This window comes from Agilicoccus flavus (assembly GCF_014857905.1).
Taxonomy (GTDB): Bacteria; Actinomycetota; Actinomycetes; order Actinomycetales; family Dermatophilaceae; genus Agilicoccus; species Agilicoccus flavus.
The window spans coordinates 351,761-372,521 of sequence record NZ_JACYXE010000002.1; the positions used below are offsets into that span (position 1 = coordinate 351,761).

At 74.3% G+C, this 20,761-nt stretch carries 18 protein-coding genes; 13 read left to right on the forward strand and 5 right to left on the reverse strand.

Features of this window, described 5'->3' with window-relative positions; translation table 11 throughout:
* The first annotated feature begins 61 nt into the window (after positions 1-61).
* Positions 62-601, forward strand: coding sequence for a mycothiol transferase (locus ICW24_RS05045; RefSeq protein ID WP_226344621.1), 540 nt, complete (start codon positions 62-64; stop codon positions 599-601).
* A gap of 147 nt (positions 602-748) precedes the next feature.
* Positions 749-1,615, forward strand: a complete 867-nt coding sequence (locus ICW24_RS05050) for a DUF3152 domain-containing protein (RefSeq protein ID WP_226344622.1) — start codon at positions 749-751, stop codon at positions 1,613-1,615.
* A 37-nt stretch (positions 1,616-1,652) separates the two neighbouring features.
* On the opposite strand, the gene ICW24_RS05055 is transcribed toward ICW24_RS05050, so the two are convergent.
* A complete protein-coding gene (locus ICW24_RS05055) occupies positions 1,653-2,276 on the reverse strand; it encodes a murein hydrolase activator EnvC family protein (protein WP_226344623.1) in 624 nt (207 codons plus the stop codon).
* A gap of 223 nt (positions 2,277-2,499) precedes the next feature.
* Here ICW24_RS05055 and ICW24_RS05060 point away from each other — a divergent pair, with 223 nt between their 5' ends.
* Positions 2,500-3,936, forward strand: a complete 1,437-nt coding sequence (locus tag ICW24_RS05060; protein WP_226344624.1) for an APC family permease — start codon at positions 2,500-2,502, stop codon at positions 3,934-3,936.
* Between the two features lie 40 nt (positions 3,937-3,976).
* On the opposite strand, the gene ICW24_RS05065 is transcribed toward ICW24_RS05060, so the two are convergent.
* On the reverse strand, positions 3,977-5,149 hold the full coding sequence (locus tag ICW24_RS05065; RefSeq protein ID WP_226344625.1) for a pyridoxal phosphate-dependent aminotransferase: 1,173 nt from the start codon (positions 5,147-5,149) through the stop codon (positions 3,977-3,979).
* A gap of 292 nt (positions 5,150-5,441) precedes the next feature.
* On the opposite strand from ICW24_RS05065, the gene rpsB reads away from it, so the two are divergent.
* The 7 genes from rpsB to ICW24_RS05100 all read left to right on the forward strand — a co-directional run bounded on the left by rpsB (position 5,442) and on the right by ICW24_RS05100 (position 14,410).
* Positions 5,442-6,449 carry a 30S ribosomal protein S2 gene (gene rpsB / locus ICW24_RS05070; protein ID WP_226344626.1) on the forward strand — a complete coding sequence of 336 codons (1,008 nt, stop codon included), beginning with the start codon at positions 5,442-5,444 and terminating at the stop codon, positions 6,447-6,449.
* 129 nt (positions 6,450-6,578) lie between these two features.
* Positions 6,579-7,412 (forward strand): translation elongation factor Ts, encoded by an 834-nt coding sequence (gene tsf, locus ICW24_RS05075; protein WP_226344627.1) that lies wholly within the window; start codon positions 6,579-6,581, stop codon positions 7,410-7,412.
* A 156-nt stretch (positions 7,413-7,568) separates the two neighbouring features.
* Positions 7,569-8,297: a UMP kinase gene (gene pyrH, locus ICW24_RS05080; protein ID WP_226344628.1), complete on the forward strand. Its 729-nt coding sequence runs from the start codon at positions 7,569-7,571 to the stop codon at positions 8,295-8,297.
* Between the two features lie 141 nt (positions 8,298-8,438).
* Complete coding sequence (gene frr, locus ICW24_RS05085; RefSeq protein WP_226344629.1) at positions 8,439-8,996, forward strand: ribosome recycling factor; 558 nt, start codon at positions 8,439-8,441, stop codon at positions 8,994-8,996.
* 158 nt (positions 8,997-9,154) lie between these two features.
* Positions 9,155-10,033: a phosphatidate cytidylyltransferase gene (locus ICW24_RS05090; RefSeq protein WP_226344630.1), complete on the forward strand. Its 879-nt coding sequence runs from the start codon at positions 9,155-9,157 to the stop codon at positions 10,031-10,033.
* A gap of 94 nt (positions 10,034-10,127) precedes the next feature.
* Positions 10,128-11,447, forward strand: a complete 1,320-nt coding sequence (rlmN, locus tag ICW24_RS05095; protein ID WP_226344631.1) for a 23S rRNA (adenine(2503)-C(2))-methyltransferase RlmN — start codon at positions 10,128-10,130, stop codon at positions 11,445-11,447.
* Between the two features lie 59 nt (positions 11,448-11,506).
* Complete coding sequence (locus ICW24_RS05100) at positions 11,507-14,410, forward strand: FAD-binding and (Fe-S)-binding domain-containing protein (RefSeq protein WP_226344632.1); 2,904 nt, start codon at positions 11,507-11,509, stop codon at positions 14,408-14,410.
* Positions 14,411-14,442: 32 nt separating this feature from the next.
* Here the strand turns inward: ICW24_RS05100 and ICW24_RS05105 are convergent, their stop codons facing one another.
* Positions 14,443-15,558, reverse strand: coding sequence for an LOG family protein (locus ICW24_RS05105; protein ID WP_226344633.1), 1,116 nt, complete (start codon positions 15,556-15,558; stop codon positions 14,443-14,445).
* Positions 15,559-15,790: 232 nt separating this feature from the next.
* On the opposite strand from ICW24_RS05105, the gene ICW24_RS05110 reads away from it, so the two are divergent.
* Together ICW24_RS05110 and ICW24_RS05115 are read left to right on the forward strand one after the other, a co-directional pair.
* Positions 15,791-16,357 (forward strand): hypothetical protein, encoded by a 567-nt coding sequence (locus tag ICW24_RS05110; RefSeq protein ID WP_226344634.1) that lies wholly within the window; start codon positions 15,791-15,793, stop codon positions 16,355-16,357.
* A gap of 97 nt (positions 16,358-16,454) precedes the next feature.
* Positions 16,455-18,353, forward strand: coding sequence for a propionyl-CoA synthetase (locus ICW24_RS05115; protein WP_226344635.1), 1,899 nt, complete (start codon positions 16,455-16,457; stop codon positions 18,351-18,353).
* A 52-nt stretch (positions 18,354-18,405) separates the two neighbouring features.
* Here ICW24_RS05115 and ICW24_RS05120 read toward each other — a convergent pair whose 3' ends face one another.
* Complete coding sequence (locus tag ICW24_RS05120) at positions 18,406-18,792, reverse strand: type II toxin-antitoxin system death-on-curing family toxin (RefSeq protein WP_226344636.1); 387 nt, start codon at positions 18,790-18,792, stop codon at positions 18,406-18,408.
* Complete coding sequence (locus ICW24_RS05125) at positions 18,789-18,992, reverse strand: CopG family transcriptional regulator (protein WP_226344637.1); 204 nt, start codon at positions 18,990-18,992, stop codon at positions 18,789-18,791. Before ICW24_RS05125 ends, ICW24_RS05120 begins: the two co-directional genes overlap by 4 nt.
* 187 nt (positions 18,993-19,179) lie before the next feature.
* Here ICW24_RS05125 and ICW24_RS05130 point away from each other — a divergent pair, with 187 nt between their 5' ends.
* Entirely contained in the window at positions 19,180-20,628 is a 1,449-nt protein-coding gene (locus tag ICW24_RS05130; RefSeq protein WP_226344638.1) for a gamma-aminobutyraldehyde dehydrogenase, read from the forward strand.
* Positions 20,629-20,761 lie beyond the last annotated feature (133 nt).

A 20,761-nucleotide genomic window follows, 5' to 3' on the forward strand; every position in this document is an offset into this window, starting at 1 on the left:
GTCGAACCCCGGCGTCGCCCCCGGGTGGCCGGTCCCGCCCGGGCCGACGGATGCTGGGGGGATGACCGACATCGACGCCCGCGCGATCCTCCTCGACTCCTTCGACCGCGTCCACGAGCAGTACCCGACGCTCGTGCAGGGACGGACCCGTGCCGACCTGCTCTGGCGTCCGGACGCCGAGGCGAACTCCGTCGGCTGGCTGCTCTGGCACGGTGCCCGGGTCCAGGACGATCACCTGACCGGGCTGGCGACGGCCCTGGGCCGCCCGCGGGCCCAGGCCTGGGACGCGTTCGCCGACCGGTTCGCGCTGCCCTACGAGCACGAGGACACCGGTTACGGCCACTCCGCCGACCAGGTCGGGGCGTTCGAGGCCGTGGGCGACGATCTCGGCGAGCTGCTGCTCGGCTACCACGAGGCCGTGCACGCCCTCACGGTCGAGGTGCTCACGGCGCTGCGGCCGCAGGAGCTCCCGACGGTCGTCGACCGCTCCTTCGACCCGCCGACGACCGCGGCCACCCGCCTCGTCTCCGTCGTCGGCGACCTCCTCGCCCACCTCGGCCAGGCCGACTACGTCGCCGGCCTGCGCAACCGCGCCGCCTGAGAGCCGGCGCCCGGCCCGCGTCGGGCCGGGCGGGCCCCGGTGCGCCCCCTATCGGCGCGTGTCGGCGCCGTTGCGCGCCACGGATGCCGTGGGCGCCCGGGTGGGCTCGCTACCATCGGGTGTCGCCGTCCCCCGAGGAGATCCGCCGTGCCCGCACATCCCAGCCCCGCCGGGGAGCCGCGCCTGCGGTGGCGGTGGGGGCGACTGGCCGTGGTCGCCGGCGTCCTCGCGGCGATGCTCGTCGCGCTGGGCGCCGTCCTCACGTCGAAGACGGGATCGGACGCGACGCCCGCGGCCTCGACGTCGACCCCGGTCGCGTCCCCGGCCACGACCTCGCCGGCCGCCCCGGCCACGGGCACGTCGGGTAGCGCCACGTCGAGCAGCGCCCTGTCGGGCACAGCGCCGGCCGGCACGGACGGCACCGACGGCGACCTCGAGGTGGGCCCGATCCCGCGCACCGTGCCCCGCGCCGGCAGTGGAAGCACGACGGTCCTCCCCGTCCCGGGTACGGACTCCGACCGCGAGGGGCGCCGGGTGCGCTACACCGTGGAGATCGAGGGCGGTCTCGGCGTCTCGCCGACGTACTTCGCCGCGAAGGTCCGCGAGGTCCTCACGGACGAACGCGGCTGGGAGCCCAGGGACGGCATCCACTTCGTCAACGTCTCGCCGCAGCAGCGCGCGGCGGGCGCCGCCACCGACATCCGGATCATCCTCGGCAGCCCCGACCTCGTCGACGAGTACTGCGCCCCGCTGCGCACCGGCGGGCGGCTCTCGTGCCACGCCCGCGGCAAGGTGATGCTCAACGTCGATCGCTGGGCCCACGGCGCCGACACGTACGGCGAGGACGTGAAGAACTACCGGATCTACCAGATCAGCCACGAGGTCGGGCACGCCGTCGGCCACGGCCACCAGGGCTGCCCCGCGCCCGACGCCCCCGCCCCGGTCATGGTCCAGCAGACGAAGGACCTCTTCGGCTGCCGGCCCTGGCCCTGGCCGACGCGCCCGACCGGCTGACCCTCGCCGGGGCGCGGCCGCCGCACCGGTGGGCGACCTACGGGGGCAGCAGCACGATCTCGACGGTCCCCAGCAGGAGCAACGGGTCGACGTAGTCCCGCCCGCGCCGGGCCCCGACGTGCACCGACGACCCGGCCACGCCGTGCGCCGGCGCCGCCGCGACCCGGCCGACGACGTCGCCCCGCCGCACCGCCCGACCCGCCGGCACGTCGGCGACGACCGGCTCGAAGGTGGACCGGAGCCCGTCGGCGTGGTCGATCGAGAGGACACCGCGGCCGGCAACGACGCCGGCGAACGCCACCACCCCGTCGGCCGGCGCCCGGACGGGAGCCCCCGGCGCCGCGGCGAGGTCGACGCCGCGATGCCCGGCCGACCACCGCTGCGCCGGAGGGTCGAAGCGGCGCAGGACGCGCGGTGGCCCGCCCGAGGTCGCGGTCACCGGCCAGGACCACCTCCCGGACGCGGCCGCGGGCCGGGGCGGCGTCGGACCGCCGGGGGAGGAGGAGCCGGGGACCGCGGCTCCGGGTGGGCGGGTCTCGACCGCCGTGACGCCCCGGCCGGTCCCGAGCCCGTCCGCGGGCAGGGTCGAGGGGAGCGCCGCGGCCATGGCCGGACCGGCGGCGACCGCGAGGGTCAGGGCGAGGGCGGCGAGGGAGGGCACGCCACCAGGCCAGCACCCCGGAGGGCACCGCCGTGCCGGAGGCGCCCGAGCCGGTGGACCGCAGGCGGGGTCCCTCGGCCGCGCGACCCGGTGTGGACTCGGGCGCCTCGTGGGACACGGCACGTCACGGAGGTCGTCACCGCGCCGGTGCGTCGATTGCCGACGGTGACGCGGGTCACATACCGTGGGCCGACCGATCCGGCACGACCCAGGAGGACCCGTGGTGAGCACCGACGTCCAGGACAGGGAGGCGGCGCCCGAGTTCAAGAAGGCCCTGAGCGCCCTCGACTCCTACGCGCTGGGGTTCGGCGCGATGATCGGGTTCGGCTGGGTCGTCCTCACCGGAGGATGGATCGAGGACGGGGGCACGCTCGGGGCCGCGCTCGCCATGGTCGCGGGCGGCCTGATCATGTCCGTCGTGGGGCTGGTGTACGGCGAGATGACCGCCGCCATGCCCAAGGCCGGAGGCGAGCACCACTACCTCATGCGTGGACTCGGGGCCCGCTGGTCGTTCATCGGGTCCTGGGGCATCACGGGCGGCTACATGACCATCGTCGCGTTCGAGGCCGTCGCCCTGCCCCGCACGATCGAGTACATCGCCCCCGGCATCAGCCGGATCCCGCTGTGGAGCGTCTTCGACTCGCAGGTCACCCTCACCTGGGCCCTCATCGGCTCGGTGGCGGCCCTCGCCATCACGGCCCTCAACTACGTCGGCATCAAGGCGGCCGGTCTCACCCAGACGTTCGTCGTCCTGTTCCTGCTGCTCGTGGGGGTCGTGCTCGCGTTCGGGTCGGCCACGCGCGGGTCGATCGAGCACATGGAGCCCTTCTTCACCGACGCGCGGGGCCTGTTCACCGTGCTCATCGTCGTGCCGTTCCTCTTCGTCGGGTTCGACGTCATCCCGCAGGCGTCCGAGGAACTGCGGATGGAGCCTCGCGGTATCGGCCGGCTCATCGTCGTCTCGGTGCTCATCGCGACGCTCTGGTACGTGCTGACGATCGTGACGACGTCGTCCTCGATGCCCCTCGACCGGTTGCGCGAGTCCGACCTCGCCACCGCCGACGCGATGGGGACCCTGTTCGGCAGCCCGGTCATGGCCAACGTCCTCATCGCCGGGGGCATCGCCGGCATCCTCACGTCGTGGATCGCCATGCTCATCGGCGCCTCGCGGCTCCTGTTCGCGATGGGACGCTCGGGCATGCTGCCGAGCTGGTTCGGCCGCCTGCACCCGCGGTTCCAGACCCCGGGGAACGCGATCCTCTTCGTCGGCGCCCTGTCCATGATCGCCCCGTTCTTCGGCGAGGGGATGCTCTCGTGGCTCGTGGACTCGGGCTCGCCGAGCATCGTCCTCGCCTACCTGCTCGTGTGCGTCGTCTTCCTCGTGCTGCGTCGACGCGAACCCGGCATGGAACGCCCGTTCCTCGCCGGCCGGGGGCGGCTCGGCGTCGCCGTCGGCGTCGCCGGCGTCGTGCTCACCGCCGGACTCCTGTCGCTGTACATCCCCGGCATGCCGGCCTCGATCCACCCGGTGTCCTACCTGCTCTGCGCCCTGTGGTGGGTGCTGGGGTTCGTCTTCCTCGCCCGCATCCCGCGCGGCATCGCGCCGGGTGAGCACGCCGAGGAGGAGTTGCTCGCCGAACTCGACCGGCGTCGGCGCTGACGGGCGCCCGGCGGGAGGCGCCCGGCCCTCGACGCCGGCGTCAGCCCGCGCGGGGCGACCGGCGCAACCCCGCGAGTCGGCGCGCGGCCTCGACGAGGACGTCGTCGCGCTTGCAGAACGCGAAGCGCACGAGGGTCTCGAATCCGGGGGAGTCGCAGAACGCCGAGACCGGGACGCCGACGACGCCACAGCGGTCGGGCAGTTCCCGGCAGAACGCGGCGGCGTCGTCGGCCCCGAGGTCGGCGGCGTCGGCGACGACGAAGTAGGTCCCGGCCGGCCGGGAGACGGTCGTGCCGGCCGCGGCCAGGGCGTCGCAGAGCAGGTCGCGCTTGCGGCGCAGGTCGTCGGCGTACGCGGCGAAGACGCGGTCGGGCAGTCCGAGCCCGGCCGCGACCGCCGGCTGCAGCGGCGCGGCACCCGAGAAGGTCAGGTACTGCTTGACGGTGCGGACCGCCGCCACGAGGTCGGCGGGTCCGCTGATCCACCCGACCTTCCAGCCGGTCGCCGCGAACGTCTTGCCCGCCGAGGAGATCGTCAGGGTCCGCTCGGCCATGCCGGGCAGCGTCGCCAGGGGGACGTGCGTCGCCCCGTCGAAGGTGAGGTGCTCGTACACCTCGTCGGTGACCACGAGGAGGTCGTGCTCGACGGCGACGCGGGCCACGACCTCCAGCTCGGCGGGAGAGAACACCGTGCCGGTCGGGTTGTGCGGCGAGTTGAGCAGGAGGATCCGCGTCCTGGCGGTGACCGCGTCCCGCAGCGACGCCTCGTCGAGCGCGAAGTCGGGGAACCGGAGCGCGCTCGTGCGCCGGACCCCGCCGGCGAGCGCCACGGCCGCGGCGTACGCGTCGTAGTACGGCTCGAACATGACGACCTCGTCGCCGGCCCCGCACAGCGCGAGCATGGTCGCGGACAGGGCCTCCGTGGCCCCGAACGTGACGAGGACCTCCGCGTCCGGGTCCACCTCGAGCCCGTAGAAGCGCCGCTGGTGCGCGGCGATCGCCGCCCGCAGCCCCGGATCGCCCGCGATGGGCGGGTACTGGTTGACCCCGGAGTGCAGCGCCCGCGACGCCTCGTCGAGGAGGATCGCGGGGCCGTCCTCGTCGGGGAACCCCTGCCCGAGGTTGATCGCGCCGGAGGCCGCGGCGAGCGCGCTCATCTCGGCGAAGATCGTCGTGCCGAAGGCGGACAGGGCAGCGTTCGGGGTCGGCCGCATCGACGCAGGATATGCGCCCGCGCGCCGGCCGACCGCCCGCCGGCGGGGGCGATTCGCCGACCGTGGCCCCGCGCGCGTATCCTTGAGCGACCGCCTGAGTGCCCGCTGCCCGGAACCACGTTCCGACGCGGCGGCACGACGCGGAATTCGCGCGTCATCTCCCGTGGTCCTCGCGGGGCGGCTCGCCGGCGGTCCGACGTCACGTCGGCGGCGAGCGGTCATGACGCCAGGCGTGCCGACGCAATCCCGCGGTCGGTGCGAAGAACCGGCAACGAGCAGAAGGAGACACGGCATGGCCGTCGTCACCATGCGCCAGCTCCTCGAGAGCGGCGTCCACTTCGGGCACCAGACCCGTCGCTGGAACCCCAAGATGAAGCGCTTCATCATGACGGAGCGCAACGGCATCTACATCATCGACCTGCAGCAGTCGCTGACCTACATCAACGACGCCTACGAGTTCGTCAAGCAGACGGTCGCCCACGGCGGCACGATCCTGTTCGTCGGCACGAAGAAGCAGGCCCAGGAGCCCGTCGCCGAGCAGGCGACCCGCGTCGGGATGCCGTACGTCAACCACCGCTGGCTCGGTGGCATGCTCACCAACTTCAACACGGTGCACAAGCGGCTCGAGCGCCTCAAGGAGCTCGAGGACATCGACTTCGACGACGTGGCCGGCAGCGGTCGCACGAAGAAGGAGCTCCTCGTCCTGCGTCGCGAGAAGGACAAGCTCGAGCGCACGCTCGGCGGCATCCGCGACATGGCCCGCGTCCCCTCCGCCGTGTGGGTCGTCGACACGAAGAAGGAGCACCTCGCGGTCACCGAGGCGCGCAAGCTCGGCCTGCCGGTCATCGCGATCCTCGACACGAACTGCGACCCCGACGAGGTCGACTACAAGATCCCGGGCAACGACGACGCGATCCGCTCCGTCACGCTGCTGACCCGCGTCGTCGCCGACGCCGTGGCCGACGGCCTCGTCTCCCGCAGCCAGGGTGCCTCGGGCACCGGCGACGCCGTCGACGGCGGCGCCCCGGCCGAGCCGCTCGCCGAGTGGGAGCGCGAGCTGCTCTCCGGCGACCAGAGCGCCGGCGAGGCCGCCGCGGACGCGACCGACGTCGAGACCGGCCCGACCTCCGTCGAGCAGGCCGCCGAGGCCACGGCCATCGCCGACGTCCTCGACCCGGCCGAGCAGGCCGCCGTCGCCGAGGCGACCGAGAAGGCCGCCGCCGACGTCGCGGGGGTCGAGGAGGTGCCCGCGCAGGACGCGGCCGCCGAGTCCGACGCCGCCACCACCGAGCAGGCCTGAACGATCCGGGCGTGACACGACGGACAGGCACGGACCGCCCGGCGGGACGTGCCTGTCCGCGTGTGCACCGCACCCGGGATCCCCACGTACAGACGCGATATTCCTCCACGCGAAAGAGAGTGAGAAGCGATGGCGAACTACACCGCTGCCGACATCAAGGCCCTGCGCGAGCAGACCGGCGCCGGGATGATGGACGTGAAGAAGGCCCTCGACGAGGCCGAGGGCGACAAGGGCAAGGCCACCGAGATCCTGCGGGTCAAGGGCCTCAAGGGCGTCACGAAGCGTGAGGGCCGCTCGGCCTCCAACGGTCTCGTCGCCGCGAAGGTCGCCAACGGCATCGGCACCCTCGTCGAGGTCAACTGCGAGACCGACTTCGTCGCGAAGAACCCCCGCTTCATCGAGCTCGCCGAGAAGGTGCTCGACCAGGCCGTCACGGTCGGGGCGGGCGACGCGCAGACGCTGCTCGACTCCGAGCTCGACGGCCAGACCGTCAAGGACGTGCTCGACCAGGCGAACGCGACGATCGGCGAGAAGATCGAGGTCCGCCGGGTCGCCCGCGTCGAGGCCCCCCAGGTCGTCGCTTACCTGCACAAGACGAACCCCGACCTGCCCGCGCAGATCGGCGTCCTCTTCGGCTACACCGGCGGCGACGAGCAGGTCGGCCGCGACGTCGCGATGCACATCGCCGCGTTCAGCCCGACCGTCCTCACCCGCGACGACATCTCGGCCGACACGGTCGAGAACGAGCGCCGCATCGCCGAGGAGACGGCCAAGGAGGAGGGCAAGCCCGAGGCCGCCCTCCCGCGGATCGTCGAGGGTCGCGTCAACGGTTTCTACGCCGAGAACGTCCTCCTCGAGCAGAAGTACGCGAAGGACCAGAAGAAGCAGGTCCAGGCCGTCCTGTCCGAGGCCGGCGCGCAGGCGACGTCGTTCGCGCGGTTCCGCGTGGGCGCCTCCGCCTGAGCCGCATCGGCACGTCACGACACGGCGCCCGCCGACCCTCTCGGGGTCGGCGGGCGCCGTCGTGCGTCGTCCCGGCGAGGGTGCGTCGTTCGGCGCGGCGCCCACGCCGTGTGAGAATCGGACGACCGATCGTGTGCCCATGAAGGGGAGAACTCTGTGTCCAACGAGGCCAACCGCTCGTACCAGCGCGTCCTGCTCAAGCTGTCCGGCGAAGCGTTCGGCGGGGGCGCGGTGGGGGTCGACCCCGGCGTCGTCCGTGAGATCGCCCGGCAGATCGCGACGGCCGCCAAGGCGGGCACGCAGGTCGCCGTCGTCGTCGGCGGCGGGAACTTCTTCCGCGGCGCCGAGCTGCAGCAGCGGGGGATGGACCGGACGCGCGCCGACTACATGGGCATGCTCGGCACCGTGATGAACTGCCTGGCCCTACAGGACTTCCTCGAGAAGGAGGGCATCGACACCCGCGTGCAGAGCGCGATCGCCATGGGCCAGGTCGCCGAGCCGTACATCCCCCGCCGCGCCATCCGCCACCTCGAGAAGGGCCGCGTCGTCATCTTCGGCGCCGGCGCCGGCATGCCGTTCTTCTCGACCGACACGGTCTCGGCGCAGCGCGCGCTCGAGATCCGCTGCGACGCGGTGCTCATGAGCAAGAACGGGGTCGACGGGGTCTATGACGCCGACCCGCGCACCGACCCGTCCGCCCGCAAGCTCGACCGCGTCACGTACGCGCAGGCCCTCTCCGGCGGGCTCAAGGTCGTCGACGCCGCCGCGTTCAGCCTGTGCATGGACAACCGCCTCCCGATGGTCGTCTTCGCGATGCAGGGCGACAACACGATCACGCGGGCCCTCCAGGGCGAGCGCATCGGCACCGAGGTGTACGCGGACTGATCTCCTCCCGGCGCCGCGGCAGCGGGCCCGGCCGCTGGAGTGTGACGGGGCCGGTCGCCGGGCCGCTGGGTAGGGTGGCGACCGAGAACGTGGTCGGCGCGGGTGCGCCGGCGCGACAGACGAGCAGCGAAGGAGCGGGCGATGTTGGACGAGACGATGTTCGAGGCCGAGGAGAAGATGGACAAGGCCGTCGAGGTCGCCAAGGAGGACTTCGCCGGCATCCGCACGGGGCGGGCGACGGCGGGCATGTTCAACAAGCTCCTCGTCGACTACTACGGCGCCCCGACCCCGCTGCAGCAGCTCGCGTCGTTCCAGACGCCGGAGGCCCGGACGATCCTCATCTCGCCGTTCGACAAGTCGTCGATGAGCGCGATCGAGAAGACGCTGCGCGACTCCGACCTCGGCGTCAACCCGAGCAACGACGGCAACACCATCCGGTGCGTCCTGCCGCAGCTCACGGAGGAGCGCCGCAAGGACTACATCAAGATGGCGCAGCGCAAGGGCGAGGACGCGAAGGTGTCGATCCGGAACGTGCGCCGCTCCGCGAAGGACGCGATCGAGGCGGCCGTCAAGGACGGCGACGTCGGTGAGGACGAGGGCTCGCGTTCCGAGAAGGAGCTCGAGGCGCTGACCAAGAAGCACGTCGACGCCGTGGACGCCCTGCTCAAGGGCAAGGAGTCGGAGCTGCTGGAGGTCTGATGTCGCGACCGGACCCCGGCCGGGCCACGCCCCGCGCCGGGGCCCGCTCCCGGCGTCACCCCGGACGCGCCTCCGCGACGAGCCGAAGGTCAGGCACGAATGAACCGCACGACGACGCCCCGCAGGGCGGGAACGCGTTCGAGCAGGGACCCGCGCCGGTGAACGCGCCCACCGCGTCCCCGGCCACGCCGGCGGGCAAGGCCCCGGCGGCGGGCACGACGGGCCACGGCAAGGCCGGCCGCGACCTCCCGCTCGCCATCGGCGTCGGGCTCGGCCTCGGCGGGCTGTGCCTGGTCAGCCTCCTCGTCGTGCAGTGGGGCTGGCTGCTCGTCGTCACGCCGGCGCTCCTGCTCGGCTCCTGGGAGCTGTGTCAGGGGCTCGCGGCGGGGAAGATCCGCGTGCCCGCGCTGCCGGTGCTCGTCGGTGCCGCGGTGATGATCCCGGCGGCCTACCTCGGCGGGCCGGTCGCGCTCATGGTCGCCTTCGGGCTGACGATCCTCGCCGTCGTGTGCTGGCGTACGACGATGGGGCTGCCGGGCGCGGCCCGCGACATCGGTGGCGGCGCCTTCGTCGCGGCCTACGGCCCGTTCCTCGCCTCGTTCTCGGCGCTCATGCTCGCCGAGGACGACGGGCCGAAACGCGTCATCGCGTTCGTCCTCATCACCGTGTGCAGCGACATCGGCGGGTACGCCGCGGGTGTGCTCGCCGGGAAGCACCCCATGGCGCCGTCGGTGAGCCCGAAGAAGTCGTGGGAGGGCTTCGCCGGGTCGGCCGCCGCCTGCGTCGTCGCGGGCGCGATCACCGTGCCGCTGCTGCTGCACGGGGCGTGGTGGGCGGGGGCGATCGTCGGCCTCGCGGCCGTGCTGCTCGGCACGCTCGGCGACCTCACCGAGTCGATGCTCAAGCGCGACCTCGGCATCAAGGACCTCGGCCGGGTCCTGCCCGGCCACGGCGGCCTCATGGACCGGATCGATTCGCTCCTGCTGGCCGCACCCGTCGTCTGGTTCGTCCTGCTCGTCCTCGTCCCCGTGGCCTGAGCGACCCGACCCCGAGGCACTCGAGAGGCCCCGGCGAGGGCGGTCGTGGGCCGGGCCGTGCGTCGGGCGCGGCGTCCCTGAGAGGATGGGGTCGATGACTGAGCACCCGAGCGCCGACACACCCGCCCCCACCCCCGGCGGCGGGCCCGCGCCGCTGCGCCTGGAACGTCGCCGGCCCGGCCCGGGCCAGATCACGTTCTCGCCCCCGGGCAACCCGATGCCCCCGACGCACCTCGCCGACCTCGACGTCGCCGGTCGGCGCGCGGCCGTGGCGGAGCTCGGCCACAAGCCGTTCCGGGCGGCCCAGCTCTCGACGCACTACTTCGAGCGCCTCGAGTCCGACCCCGAGGCGATGACGGACCTCCCGAAGGCCATCCGCGGTGAGCTCGTGGCGGCCATGCTGCCCACCCTGCTCACGCCGGTGCGGCACTTGCGCGCCGACGGGGGAGCGACCGTGAAGTCGGTGTGGCGCCTGCACGACGGGGCGCTCGTCGAGTCCGTCCTCATGCGCTACCCGCGGCGCGCGACCGTGTGCATCAGCAGCCAGGCGGGCTGCGGTATGAACTGCCCGTTCTGCGCGACCGGCCAGGAGGGGTTCACCCGCAACCTGTCGACCGCCGAGATGGTCGAGCAGGTCGTCGCGGCCGGCCGGATGCTGCGCGACGGCGGCACCGGATCGGGTCCCCTGGGCCGCGCCGAGCTGCCCGCCGGTGCCGCGAGCGCGATCGAGGGGGCGGCGCCCGGGCAGGAGCACGGTCAGGAACTCGGTGGTGAGGACGACGCCGAGCCCGGCGCGGCGTCGCCGACGGATCTCGCGCGGGTGTCCAACGTCGTGTTCATGGGGATGGGCGAGGCGCTCGTCAACTACAAGCGCGCCGTGGCCGCGATCCGCCGCCTGACCGACCCGTCGCCCGCCGGACTCGGGATGTCGGCGCGCGGCATCACGATGTCGAGCGTCGGCCTCGTGCCCGGGATCGACCGGCTCGCGGGGGAGGGCATCCCCGTGACCCTGGCGCTGAGCCTGCACGCCCCCGACGACGAGCTGCGCGACGAGCTCATCCCCATCAACAACCGGTGGAAGGTCGACGAGGCGCTCGACGCGGCCTACCGCTACTACCGGGCCACGGGGCGCCGGGTCTCCATCGAGTACGCGCTCATCCGCGACATCAACGACCACGCGTGGCGCGCCGACCTGCTCGGCGAGAAGCTCAACGCCCGAGGGCGCGGTTGGGTGCACGTCAACCCGATCCCGCTCAACCCGACGCCCGGGTCGAAGTGGACGGCGTCCCGTCCCGGGGTCGAGCAGCAGTTCGTCGAGCGGCTCCGGGCCCACGGCATCCCGACGACGGTCCGCGACACCCGCGGCAGCGACATCGACGGCGCCTGCGGGCAGCTCGCCGCCGCCACCGCCTGACGAGCGGCCCCTCGCAAGGGTCCGGTAGCGTGGCGCGCCCCGGCCCCAGGAGGTTCGTCATGACCGTCGAAGTGCCCACCCACGCCGAGTTGTCGGCGCGCGCGCTCGCCGACCTGGAGGCCGCGCTCGGCCCGGACGTCGCGAGCACGCGGATGCTCGACCGACTGCGCCTGTCGCACGACGCGTCGCACTACCTGTTGCTCCCGCGCGCGGTCGTGGTCGCCCGCGACGGCGCCGACGTGGCCGCGACGGTCGCCGTGGCGGCCCGGCACGGGGTCCCCGTGACGTTCCGGTCGGGCGGCACGAGCCTGTCGGGGCAGGCCGGCACCGACGGCATCCTGCTCGACACCCGGCGCCACTTCCGCGACGTCGAGGTGCTCGACGACGGCGCGCGCGTCCGCGCCCGGCCCGGTGCCACGGTGCGGTCGGTGAACGCGCGGTTGCGCCCCCACGGCCGGGCCCTCGGCCCCGACCCGGCGAGCGAGTCGGCCTGCACGATCGGCGGCGTCGTCGCGAACAACAGCAGCGGCATGCAGTGCGGCACCACGGCGAACACGTACGCCACCCTCGACGCCCTCGAGTTCGTGCTGCCCTCGGGCACGCTCGTCGACACGGCGCGCCCCGACGCCGACGCCCGGCTGCGGGCCGCCGAGCCCCGGCTCTGGGAGGGTCTGGCGCGGCTGCGCGACCGGGTGCGATCCGACGCGGCCGCGCGGGCCCGCATCGAGCACCAGTTCTCGATGAAGAACACGATGGGCTACGGCCTCAACAGCCTGCTCGACCACGACGAGCCGGCCCAGATCCTCGCCCACCTCATGGTGGGTTCGGAGGGGACGCTGGGGTTCGTCGCGTCGGCCACGTACCGGACCGTGCCGGTCCGCCCCCACGTCGCCACCGCGCTGCTCGTGTTCGAGGGCATCGACGCCGCCACCGACGCGCTCCCGGGCCTGCTCGAGGCGGGCGCCCGGACCGCGGAGCTCATGGACGCGGCGTCGCTGCGCGTCGCGCAGGCGGGTCCGGTGCGGGTGCCGGCCCTCGACGGGCTCAGCGTGCGGGGCCACACCGCGCTGCTCGTCGAGCTCTCCGAGGACTCGCCCGAGGAGCTCGACCACGGCGTGGCGGCGATGGCCCGGGTGACGGGCGGCCTGCGGGGGCTCGCGTCGGTGCCCGAGTTCGGCCGCGACCCGGCGGTGCGGGCCGCCGCCTGGTCGGTGCGCAAGGGGCTGTACACCGCGGTCGCCGGGGCCCGGCCGGCCGGCTCGACGGCCCTGCTCGAGGACGTCGTCGTGCCGATGCCCGCGCTCACGGCGACGGTGCGCGGGATCGGCGAGCTGTGCGGCCGGTACGGCTACGACGACGCGGTAATCTTCGGGCACGCCCGCGACGCGAACCTCCACTTCATGATCAACCCCGACCTCGCGGACCCGGCCCAGGTGCGGCGCTACGCGGCCTTCACCGAGGACCTCGTCGACCTCGTCCTCGGCGCCGACGGCTCCCTCAAGGCCGAGCACGGGACGGGGCGGATCATGGCGCCGTACGTGCGGCGCCAGTACGGCGACGACCTGTACGAGGTCATGCGCGGGATCAAGGCGCTCGCCGACCCGGGCGGGGTGCTCAACCCCGGGGTGGTCGTCGGCGACGACCCGCAGGCCCACCTGCGCCACCTCAAGACGTCGGCCCTCGTCGACCCCGCCGTCGACCGGTGCGTCGAGTGCGGTTACTGCGAACCGGTGTGCCCGTCGCGGGACGTGACGACGACTCCCCGCCAGCGCATCGCCCTCCTGCGCGACCTCGCCGTAGCCACCTCGGCCCTGCGGGCGGACCTCGCGGACGAGTACGACTACGCCGCCGTCCAGACGTGCGCCGCCGACTCGCTGTGCGAGGGCGCCTGCCCCGTCGGCATCGACACCGGCGCCTTCATGAAGTCGCACCGGGCGGCCGCGCAGACGCCCGTCTCGGAAGCGGTCGGCGAGCAGCTCGCGCGGCACTGGGGCGCGGTCCTGCCGGCGCTGCGGGCCGGGGTCGGCGCCGCGCGGGTGGTCCCCGACGGGGTGCTGCCCGGGCTGACCGACGCCGCGCGGCTCCTGCTCCCCACCGACCTCGTGCCGCGCCTCGGCGACGACCTGCCCGGCCCGGGTCGCTCGCGGCGCACGCAGGCGCGCCGCGAGCCCGGCGACGTCGTGCTCTTCGCCTCGTGCCTGGGGGAGCTGTTCGGGCCGGCCGCGTCCGACGGACCGGCCGGGCCCGTGGGGCACGACGGGTCGGACGAGCGCGGCGCCGCCCTCGCCTTCCTCGCTCTGTGCGACGCGGCGGGCGTGCGGGTGCGCATCCCCGACGGGATCGAAGGCCTGTGCTGCGGAACCGTCTGGCGCAGCAAGGGACTGCGGCGCGGTGCCGCCGTGATGGCGGAGCGGACCGCCGCGGCCCTGCTCGAGGCGACGGACGGCGGCCGGATCCCGGTCGTCACGGACGCGAGCTCGTGCAGCCACGGGCTCGCCGAGCTCGGGGCGGACCTGCGCGCGGCGGGCCGGGGCGATCTCGCGGTGCGCCTCGAGGCACTGACCGTCCTCGACGCCGTCGCCCACGTCGCCGAGCACGTCGCGCCGCGCCTGCCGGACCCGCCGGCACGGCTCGAGCGCGTCGTCGTCCACCCGACGTGCTCGGACCTCCGCGCCGGCGGCGTCGACGCGCTCACCGCCCTCGCCGCCCGCTGCGCGCGGGAGGTCGTCGTGCCGCCGTCGGCCGGCTGCTGCGGCTTCGCCGGCGACCGCGGGCTGCTCCACCCGGAACTGACCGCCGGGGCCACGCGGCCCGAGGCCCGCGACGTCCGCGCCGCGGAGCAGGCAGGCCCGGTCGACGCGTACGTCTCGACCAACCGCACGTGCGAACTCGGCATGACGCGCGCCACCGCCCGCCCCTACCGGCACGTCCTCGAGGTGCTGGCGGACACGCTGTCCGTCTGACGGGTCGGCCGACCGGTGGCCCAGCGGCAGGGTCAGCGGCCGGTGCCCATGACCGCCGCCGCCTCGGCGAGGTCGTCGACGAGGTGCAGGCTGTGGCCGAGCGGGCGGTCGCGGCCGAGGGCCTGCAGGGCCGGCCACACCGGGATCTCCTGCGTCCAGTGCCGGCGCCCGACGAGGACGAGCGGTGACGTCGCGGCCGGGGTGGGCTCCGTCGTCGCCGCGTAGTAGCGCGGGGTGGCGGCCTGGAAGATCTCCTGCACGGTTCCCGCGGCGCCCGGCAGGACGACGATCCCGGCCGTGCAGCGCGCGAGGAGGCCGTCCTCCCGGACGGCGTTGGAGAAGAACTTCGCGATGCCGTCGCAGAACACGTTGGGCGGTTCGTGGCCGTAGAACCACGTGGGGATGCCGACGCTGCGCGGGGCCGGGCCCGCCGCGGCCCGGGCGGGCGCGAGCTCGGCGAGGACGTCGAGCGCGGCCCGGGCCCACGCCCCGACGTCGGGAACGAAGGACGGGGTGCCGGCGAGGCGGTCGACGGCCGCGTCGAGGGCGCGTTCGGAGGTGGCGTACGCGCCGAGGTTGGCGGCCTCCATCGCGCCGGGCCCGCCGCCGGTCGCGACGAGCAGGCCCGCGTCGGCGAGCCGATGGCCGAGGCGGGCGGCGTCGGCGTACGCGGGCTCCCCGCGGCGCACGGCGTGGCCGCCCATGACGCCGACGACGCGGTGACCGTCGACGAGCTCGTCGAGCGCGTCGTCCATGGCGACGTCGTGCGTGGCCCGGAGCACCGCGACGTACGCGTCGTGTCGCAGGTTCGCGGCGCGTTCCCACGCGTAGGCGCGGGCATCCGGTGTCGCGTCGTACCCGTGCTCGGCCAGGCCGTCGTAGAGCTCGTGAGGGGTGTACAGGTGCGCCCGGTAGGGGTCGACCGGCGCGTGCGGGGCGGGCGGCAGGACGACCGCGCCGTGCCGCGTCAGGTGCCGGCCGAGCGCCGCGGGCATCCGGCCGCCGAGGACGACGAGGCCCTCGATGTCGTCGCGGCCCGTCAGCAGGCTCGCGTGGTCGCGCAGGTCGAGCCCCTGCAGCCGCAGGCGGCCCAGTGGGACGCCGGCGTCGAGGGCCCCGGCCAGCGACTCGATCGACTCGATCTCCATGCCCACGATGATGCCGGGCCCGCGCCGGGGCGCGTCCCACGGGCCCGCGTGGGGGAGCTCCGGGTCCCCGTCGGGCGGCGTGACCGAATCGTGACCCGGCGTGGGGAACCCTCGCGGCGTCCCGGTCGTCGCACACCTCAGCGGTGGGGGGGTCCGCGGACCACGGGGGGTCCGCGGGCCGCTCCCGGCTCGGCCGGGGCACCCCGACGTGCCGCGTACAGGAGGTCTGCACATGCATTCGACCGACACATCGACCACATCGGCGACGTCGAGCACCTCGACCGTCTCGTGCGAGGCCACGCCGAACCCGCCCTCCGGCCGCCCTCGCGGCGTCCGGCGGGCGCGCATCGCCGGTGGGCTGCTCGCCGCCGGCCTGGCCACGGCGCTCGGGGTCTCGGTGGCCGGCAACGGCCCGGGCTCCGTCGCCGACGCGGACACCGCCGCACCGGCGGCCGCGACCGTCGCCCGGACCGCCGCGGTGGCCGCCTCGCCGTCCGCGACCCCCCGGGCCGTGTCCACGCGTCGGCTCGTCATCCGCGCCGTCACCGCCGAGGTCCTCGCCTCGACGGACCTGAGCGCCCGGCAGTTCTCCGTCCGCGACGTGCGGATCTCGCGGACCGACGCGCGCTGGGCCCGGGCCACCCTCGTCCCCGCGAAGGGGGTCGACCTCGACCGGGCCGACGTCCTCGTCAACCGCGCGCGCACCGGATGGGCCGTCGCGGACCTCGGGACCGCCGAGGTCGGCTGCGGCCGGGCCCCGGCCCGCGTGCTCACCTCGCTCGGTCTCGCCTGCGGCTGACCGTCGGTCCCGCTCGCGGCCCACCCGCTCCGACTCCGTCGGATCGTCGCGCTCGACTTCCACCCCACGCAGGGCCGGAGGGCGAGAGGATGGGCCCATGAGCACCGGGGCCTACCGAAGCGTCCAGCAGCGTTGCACGAGCGACCCGGAGGGGTTCTGGTCGGAGGCGGCCTCGGGGGTGACGTGGATCCGACGCCCCACCCGGGCGTTGGACGACACCCGGCCCCCGTTCTACCGGTGGTTCCCCGACGGGACGCTCAACACCTGCTACAACGCCCTCGACCGGCACGTCGTCGCGGGCCGGGCCGACCAGGCCGCCATCCACTACGAGTCGCCGGTCACCGGCACCTCACGCACCGTCACGTACGCGACGCTGCTCGAGCAGGTCGCGAAGTTCGCGGGTCTGCTGCGGTCCCTCGGCGTCGACCAGGGCGACCGCGTCGTGATCTACATGCCGATGGTGCCCGAGGCGATCGTCGCCATGCTCGCCTGCGCGCGCATCGGCGCGGTCCACTCGGTCGTCTTCGGCGGCTTCGCGCCCGCGGAGCTGGCGATCCGCATCGAGGACGCGCGCCCGAAGGTCGTCGTCGCCGCGTCGTGCGGCATCGAGCCGTCGCGGACCGTGCCCTACAAGCCGATGCTCGACGCCGCGATCGAGCGGTCGTCGCACAAGCCCGCCGCCTGCGTCATCCTGCAGCGCCCCCAGCTCCCCGCGGAGCTGGGCGAACGCGACGTCGACTGGGCCGAGGCGATGCGCTCCGACGCGGTGCCGTCGGCCGAGTGCGTGCCCGTGGCCGCGACCGACCCGCTGTACGTCCTCTACACGTCGGGGACCACGGGCCGGCCCAAGGGCATCGTCCGCGACCACGGCGGGCACGCCGTGGCCCTCACGTGGTCGATGCGCAACCTGTACGGCATCGAGCCGGGCGAGGTGTTCTGGGCGGCGAGCGACGTCGCGTGGGTCGTCGGCCACTCCTACATCGTGTACGCCCCGCTGCTCGCGGGGGCGACGACCGTGGTCTACGAGGGCAAGCCCGTCGGCACCCCCGACGCGGGCGCGTTCTGGGCCGTCGTCGAGAAGTACCGCGTCGCGTCGCTGTTCACGGCGCCCACCGCCACCCGGGCCATCAAGAAGGAGGACCCGACCGGCGCGAAGATCCGTGAACACGACCTGAGCAGCCTGCGCCGGCTGTTCCTTGCCGGTGAACGCCTCGACCCCGGCACGTACGAGTGGGCGAGCGAGCAGCTGGGCATCCCCGTCATCGACAACTGGTGGCAGACCGAGACCGGCTGGCCCATCGCGACCAACCCGGTCGGGGTGGAGGAACTGCCGATCAAGCCGGGGTCGCCCACCGTCCCGACCCCCGGCTACGACGTGCGGATCCTCGACGAACGCGGGCAGGAGGTCCCGGCGGGCACCGAGGGCGCCATCTGCATCCGCCTGCCGCTGCCGCCCGGCACGCTGCCCACCCTGTGGGAGGACGAGGACCGGTTCGTGTCGTCCTACCTGTCGGCGTTCGACGGCTACTACCTCACCGGCGACGGCGGGTACATCGACGAGGACGGCTACGTCTTCGTCATGGGCCGCACCGACGACGTCCTCAACGTGGCCGGGCACCGCCTCTCGACCGGCTCGATCGAGGCGGCCCTCGCTGGTCACCCGCAGGTCGCGGAGTGCGCCGTCATCGGGGTCGCCGACGACCTCAAGGGCCAGGTCCCGCGGGCGCTCATCGTGCTCAAGAGCGGCGTCGACCTCGACGAGGCGGGCCAGGAGCGGCTGCGGGCCCAGCTCGTGGCGCGCGTGCGCGACGAGGTCGGGGCGGTCGCGGCGCTCAAGCTCGTCGACGTCGTGCTCGCGCTGCCCAAGACCCGGTCGGGCAAGATCCTGCGCAAGACGATGCGGCAGATCGCCGACGGCCAGCAGGCCATGGTGCCGAGCACCATCGAGGACCCGTCCGTGCTCGACGACCTCGGCCCCGTCCTGCGCCGCGAGTGAGGCGCCGCGCGACGCCCGCGGCGTGGGGCGCGGGCGACTCGGGTCGTGAGGCTCAGTCGGTCCCGAACGGTGCGATCCACCCGGCGAGCACCGGCGCGAGCTCGGCGACCTCCGCCTGCCCCGTGGCCGCCGCGATGACGAGGTCGTACGCCGTGTCGGTGTCCGGCGCGCGGAGGTCGTGGCCGTTGAGGTCGCACAGGGCGACGGCCGCCATCCAGGCCAGGCGCTTGTTCCCGTCCACCAGCGCGTGGTTGCGGGCGATGGAGGACAGCAGGGCGGCAGCCTTGGTCGCCAGGTCGGGATAGGCGTCCTCGCCGAACACCGAGGCTGCGGGACGGTGGGCGGCGGAGTCGAGCAGGCCCGCATCCCGGACCGCAGGTGTGCCGAGCTCGACGGCGAGGAGGGCGAGATCCTCGACGTCGAGATAGAGGAAGGTCACTGGGCGAGCCTCTCGAGAAGCTCGGCGTCCCGCGCCTTGACGCGGGCGGCCACCCGGTGAAGGCGTTCGTTCTTGGAGTCCCGTTCGGCCGCGGCGTCGATGAGGCGCAGCACGGCCTGCTGCTTGCTGACACCCTGGGCGGCCGCGAGGGCGGTGAGCTTGGCGTCGTGGTCGTCGCTGAGGCGGAGAGTCATGGCCATGCCGCCATGGTACCGCCGCGATACCAGTCGTGCCATGGTGTCGGGGAGGGCCGACCATCGGGAGGGCGCCGAGCCGCCCAGGTCGGAATGCGGGCGTGGCCCCGGGGTCGGCGAACCCGGCGCGGGCGGCGGTCGCCGTGGCTACAGTCGAGAGGGCCGACCGGACCACCCTGCCGAGGAGACCACCGTGACGTCCAGCCCCCGCATCCTGCGCAACTTCGTCGACGGCGCGCACGTGCCGGCCCGATCGGGCGAGACGACCGACATCGTCAGCCCGGTGACCGCGCAGGTCGTGGCGCGCGCGCCCCGCTCCTCCGCCGAGGACGTCGACGCCGCGTACTCGGCCGCGGCCACCGCGTTCGAGACCTGGGGGCGGACCACGCCCTCCGAACGGCAGCAGGCGCTCCTGCGGTTCGCGGACCTCATCGAGTCGCACGCCGACGAGCTCGTGCATCTCGAGGCCGAGAACACCGGCAAGCCGTACGCGTTGACCGCGAGCGAGGAGATCCCGCCGATGGTCGACCAGCTCCGCTTCTTCGCGGGCGCGGCCCGCGTGCTCGAGGGGCGGGCGAGCGCGGAGTACCTGGCGGGGCACACGTCGTGGATCCGGCGGGAGCCGATCGGGGTCGTCGGCCAGGTCACCCCGTGGAACTACCCGATGATGATGGCGATCTGGAAGATCGGCCCCGCGCTCGCGGCGGGCAACACGGTCGTCCTCAAGCCGAGCGACACCACCCCGGAGACGACGCTCCGGCTCGCCGAGCTCGGCGCCGAGTGCCTGCCTCCCGGGGTCTTCAACGTCGTCACCGGCGACCGCGAGACCGGCCGCGCCCTCGTCGAGCACCCCACCCCGGCGCTCGTGGCCATCACCGGGTCGGTGCGGGCCGGGATGGCCGTCGCGGAGTCCGCCTCCCGGGACCTCAAGCGCGTGCACCTCGAGCTCGGGGGCAAGGCGCCGGTCATCGTCTTCGACGACGCCGACATCGAGGCCGCCGTCGAGGGGATCGCGACGGCCGGGTACTTCAACGCCGGCCAGGACTGCACGGCCGCGACCCGGGTGCTCGCCGGGGCGGGCGTGTACGACGACTTCGTCGCCGCGCTCGCGCAGTACGCGCGCGAGAACGCCGCGGTCGGCCTGCCGGACGACGAGGACGCCCTCCTCGGGCCGGTCAACAGCGCCGACCAGGCCGACCGCGTCGCCGGGTTCCTCTCCCGGCTGCCCGACCACGCCGACGTCGCCGCGGGCGGGCACCGGATCGCGCGGCTCGGCGACGGGTATTACTTCGAGCCGACGGTCGTCGCGGGGCTGGCGCAGGACGACGAGGCGGTGCAGGAGGAGATCTTCGGGCCCGTCATCACCGTCCAGCGGTTCGAGGGCGAGGACGAGGCGCTGGCCCGCGCCAACGGCGTGCGCTACGGCCTCGCGAGCAGCGTCTGGACCCGGGACTTCGGCCGCGCGATGCGGATGAGTGCGCGCCTCGACTTCGGGTGCGTGTGGATCAACACGCACATCCCGCTCGTCGCGGAGATGCCCCACGGCGGGTTCAAGCACAGCGGGTACGGCAAGGACCTGTCGATGTACGGCTTCGAGGACTACACGCGCGTCAAGCACGTCATGGCCAACACCGAGGCCTGAGGGCCGGTCGGCCCCGAGGCCGGGGCCGGGCGGGTCGGGGCAGGTCCGCCGGGTCGGCGCCGCGGCGACACCCCGAGCCCGAGCCTGCCGGGGCGCGCGGGCCGCGCGAGGGAGAATGAATCACGCCGGGACG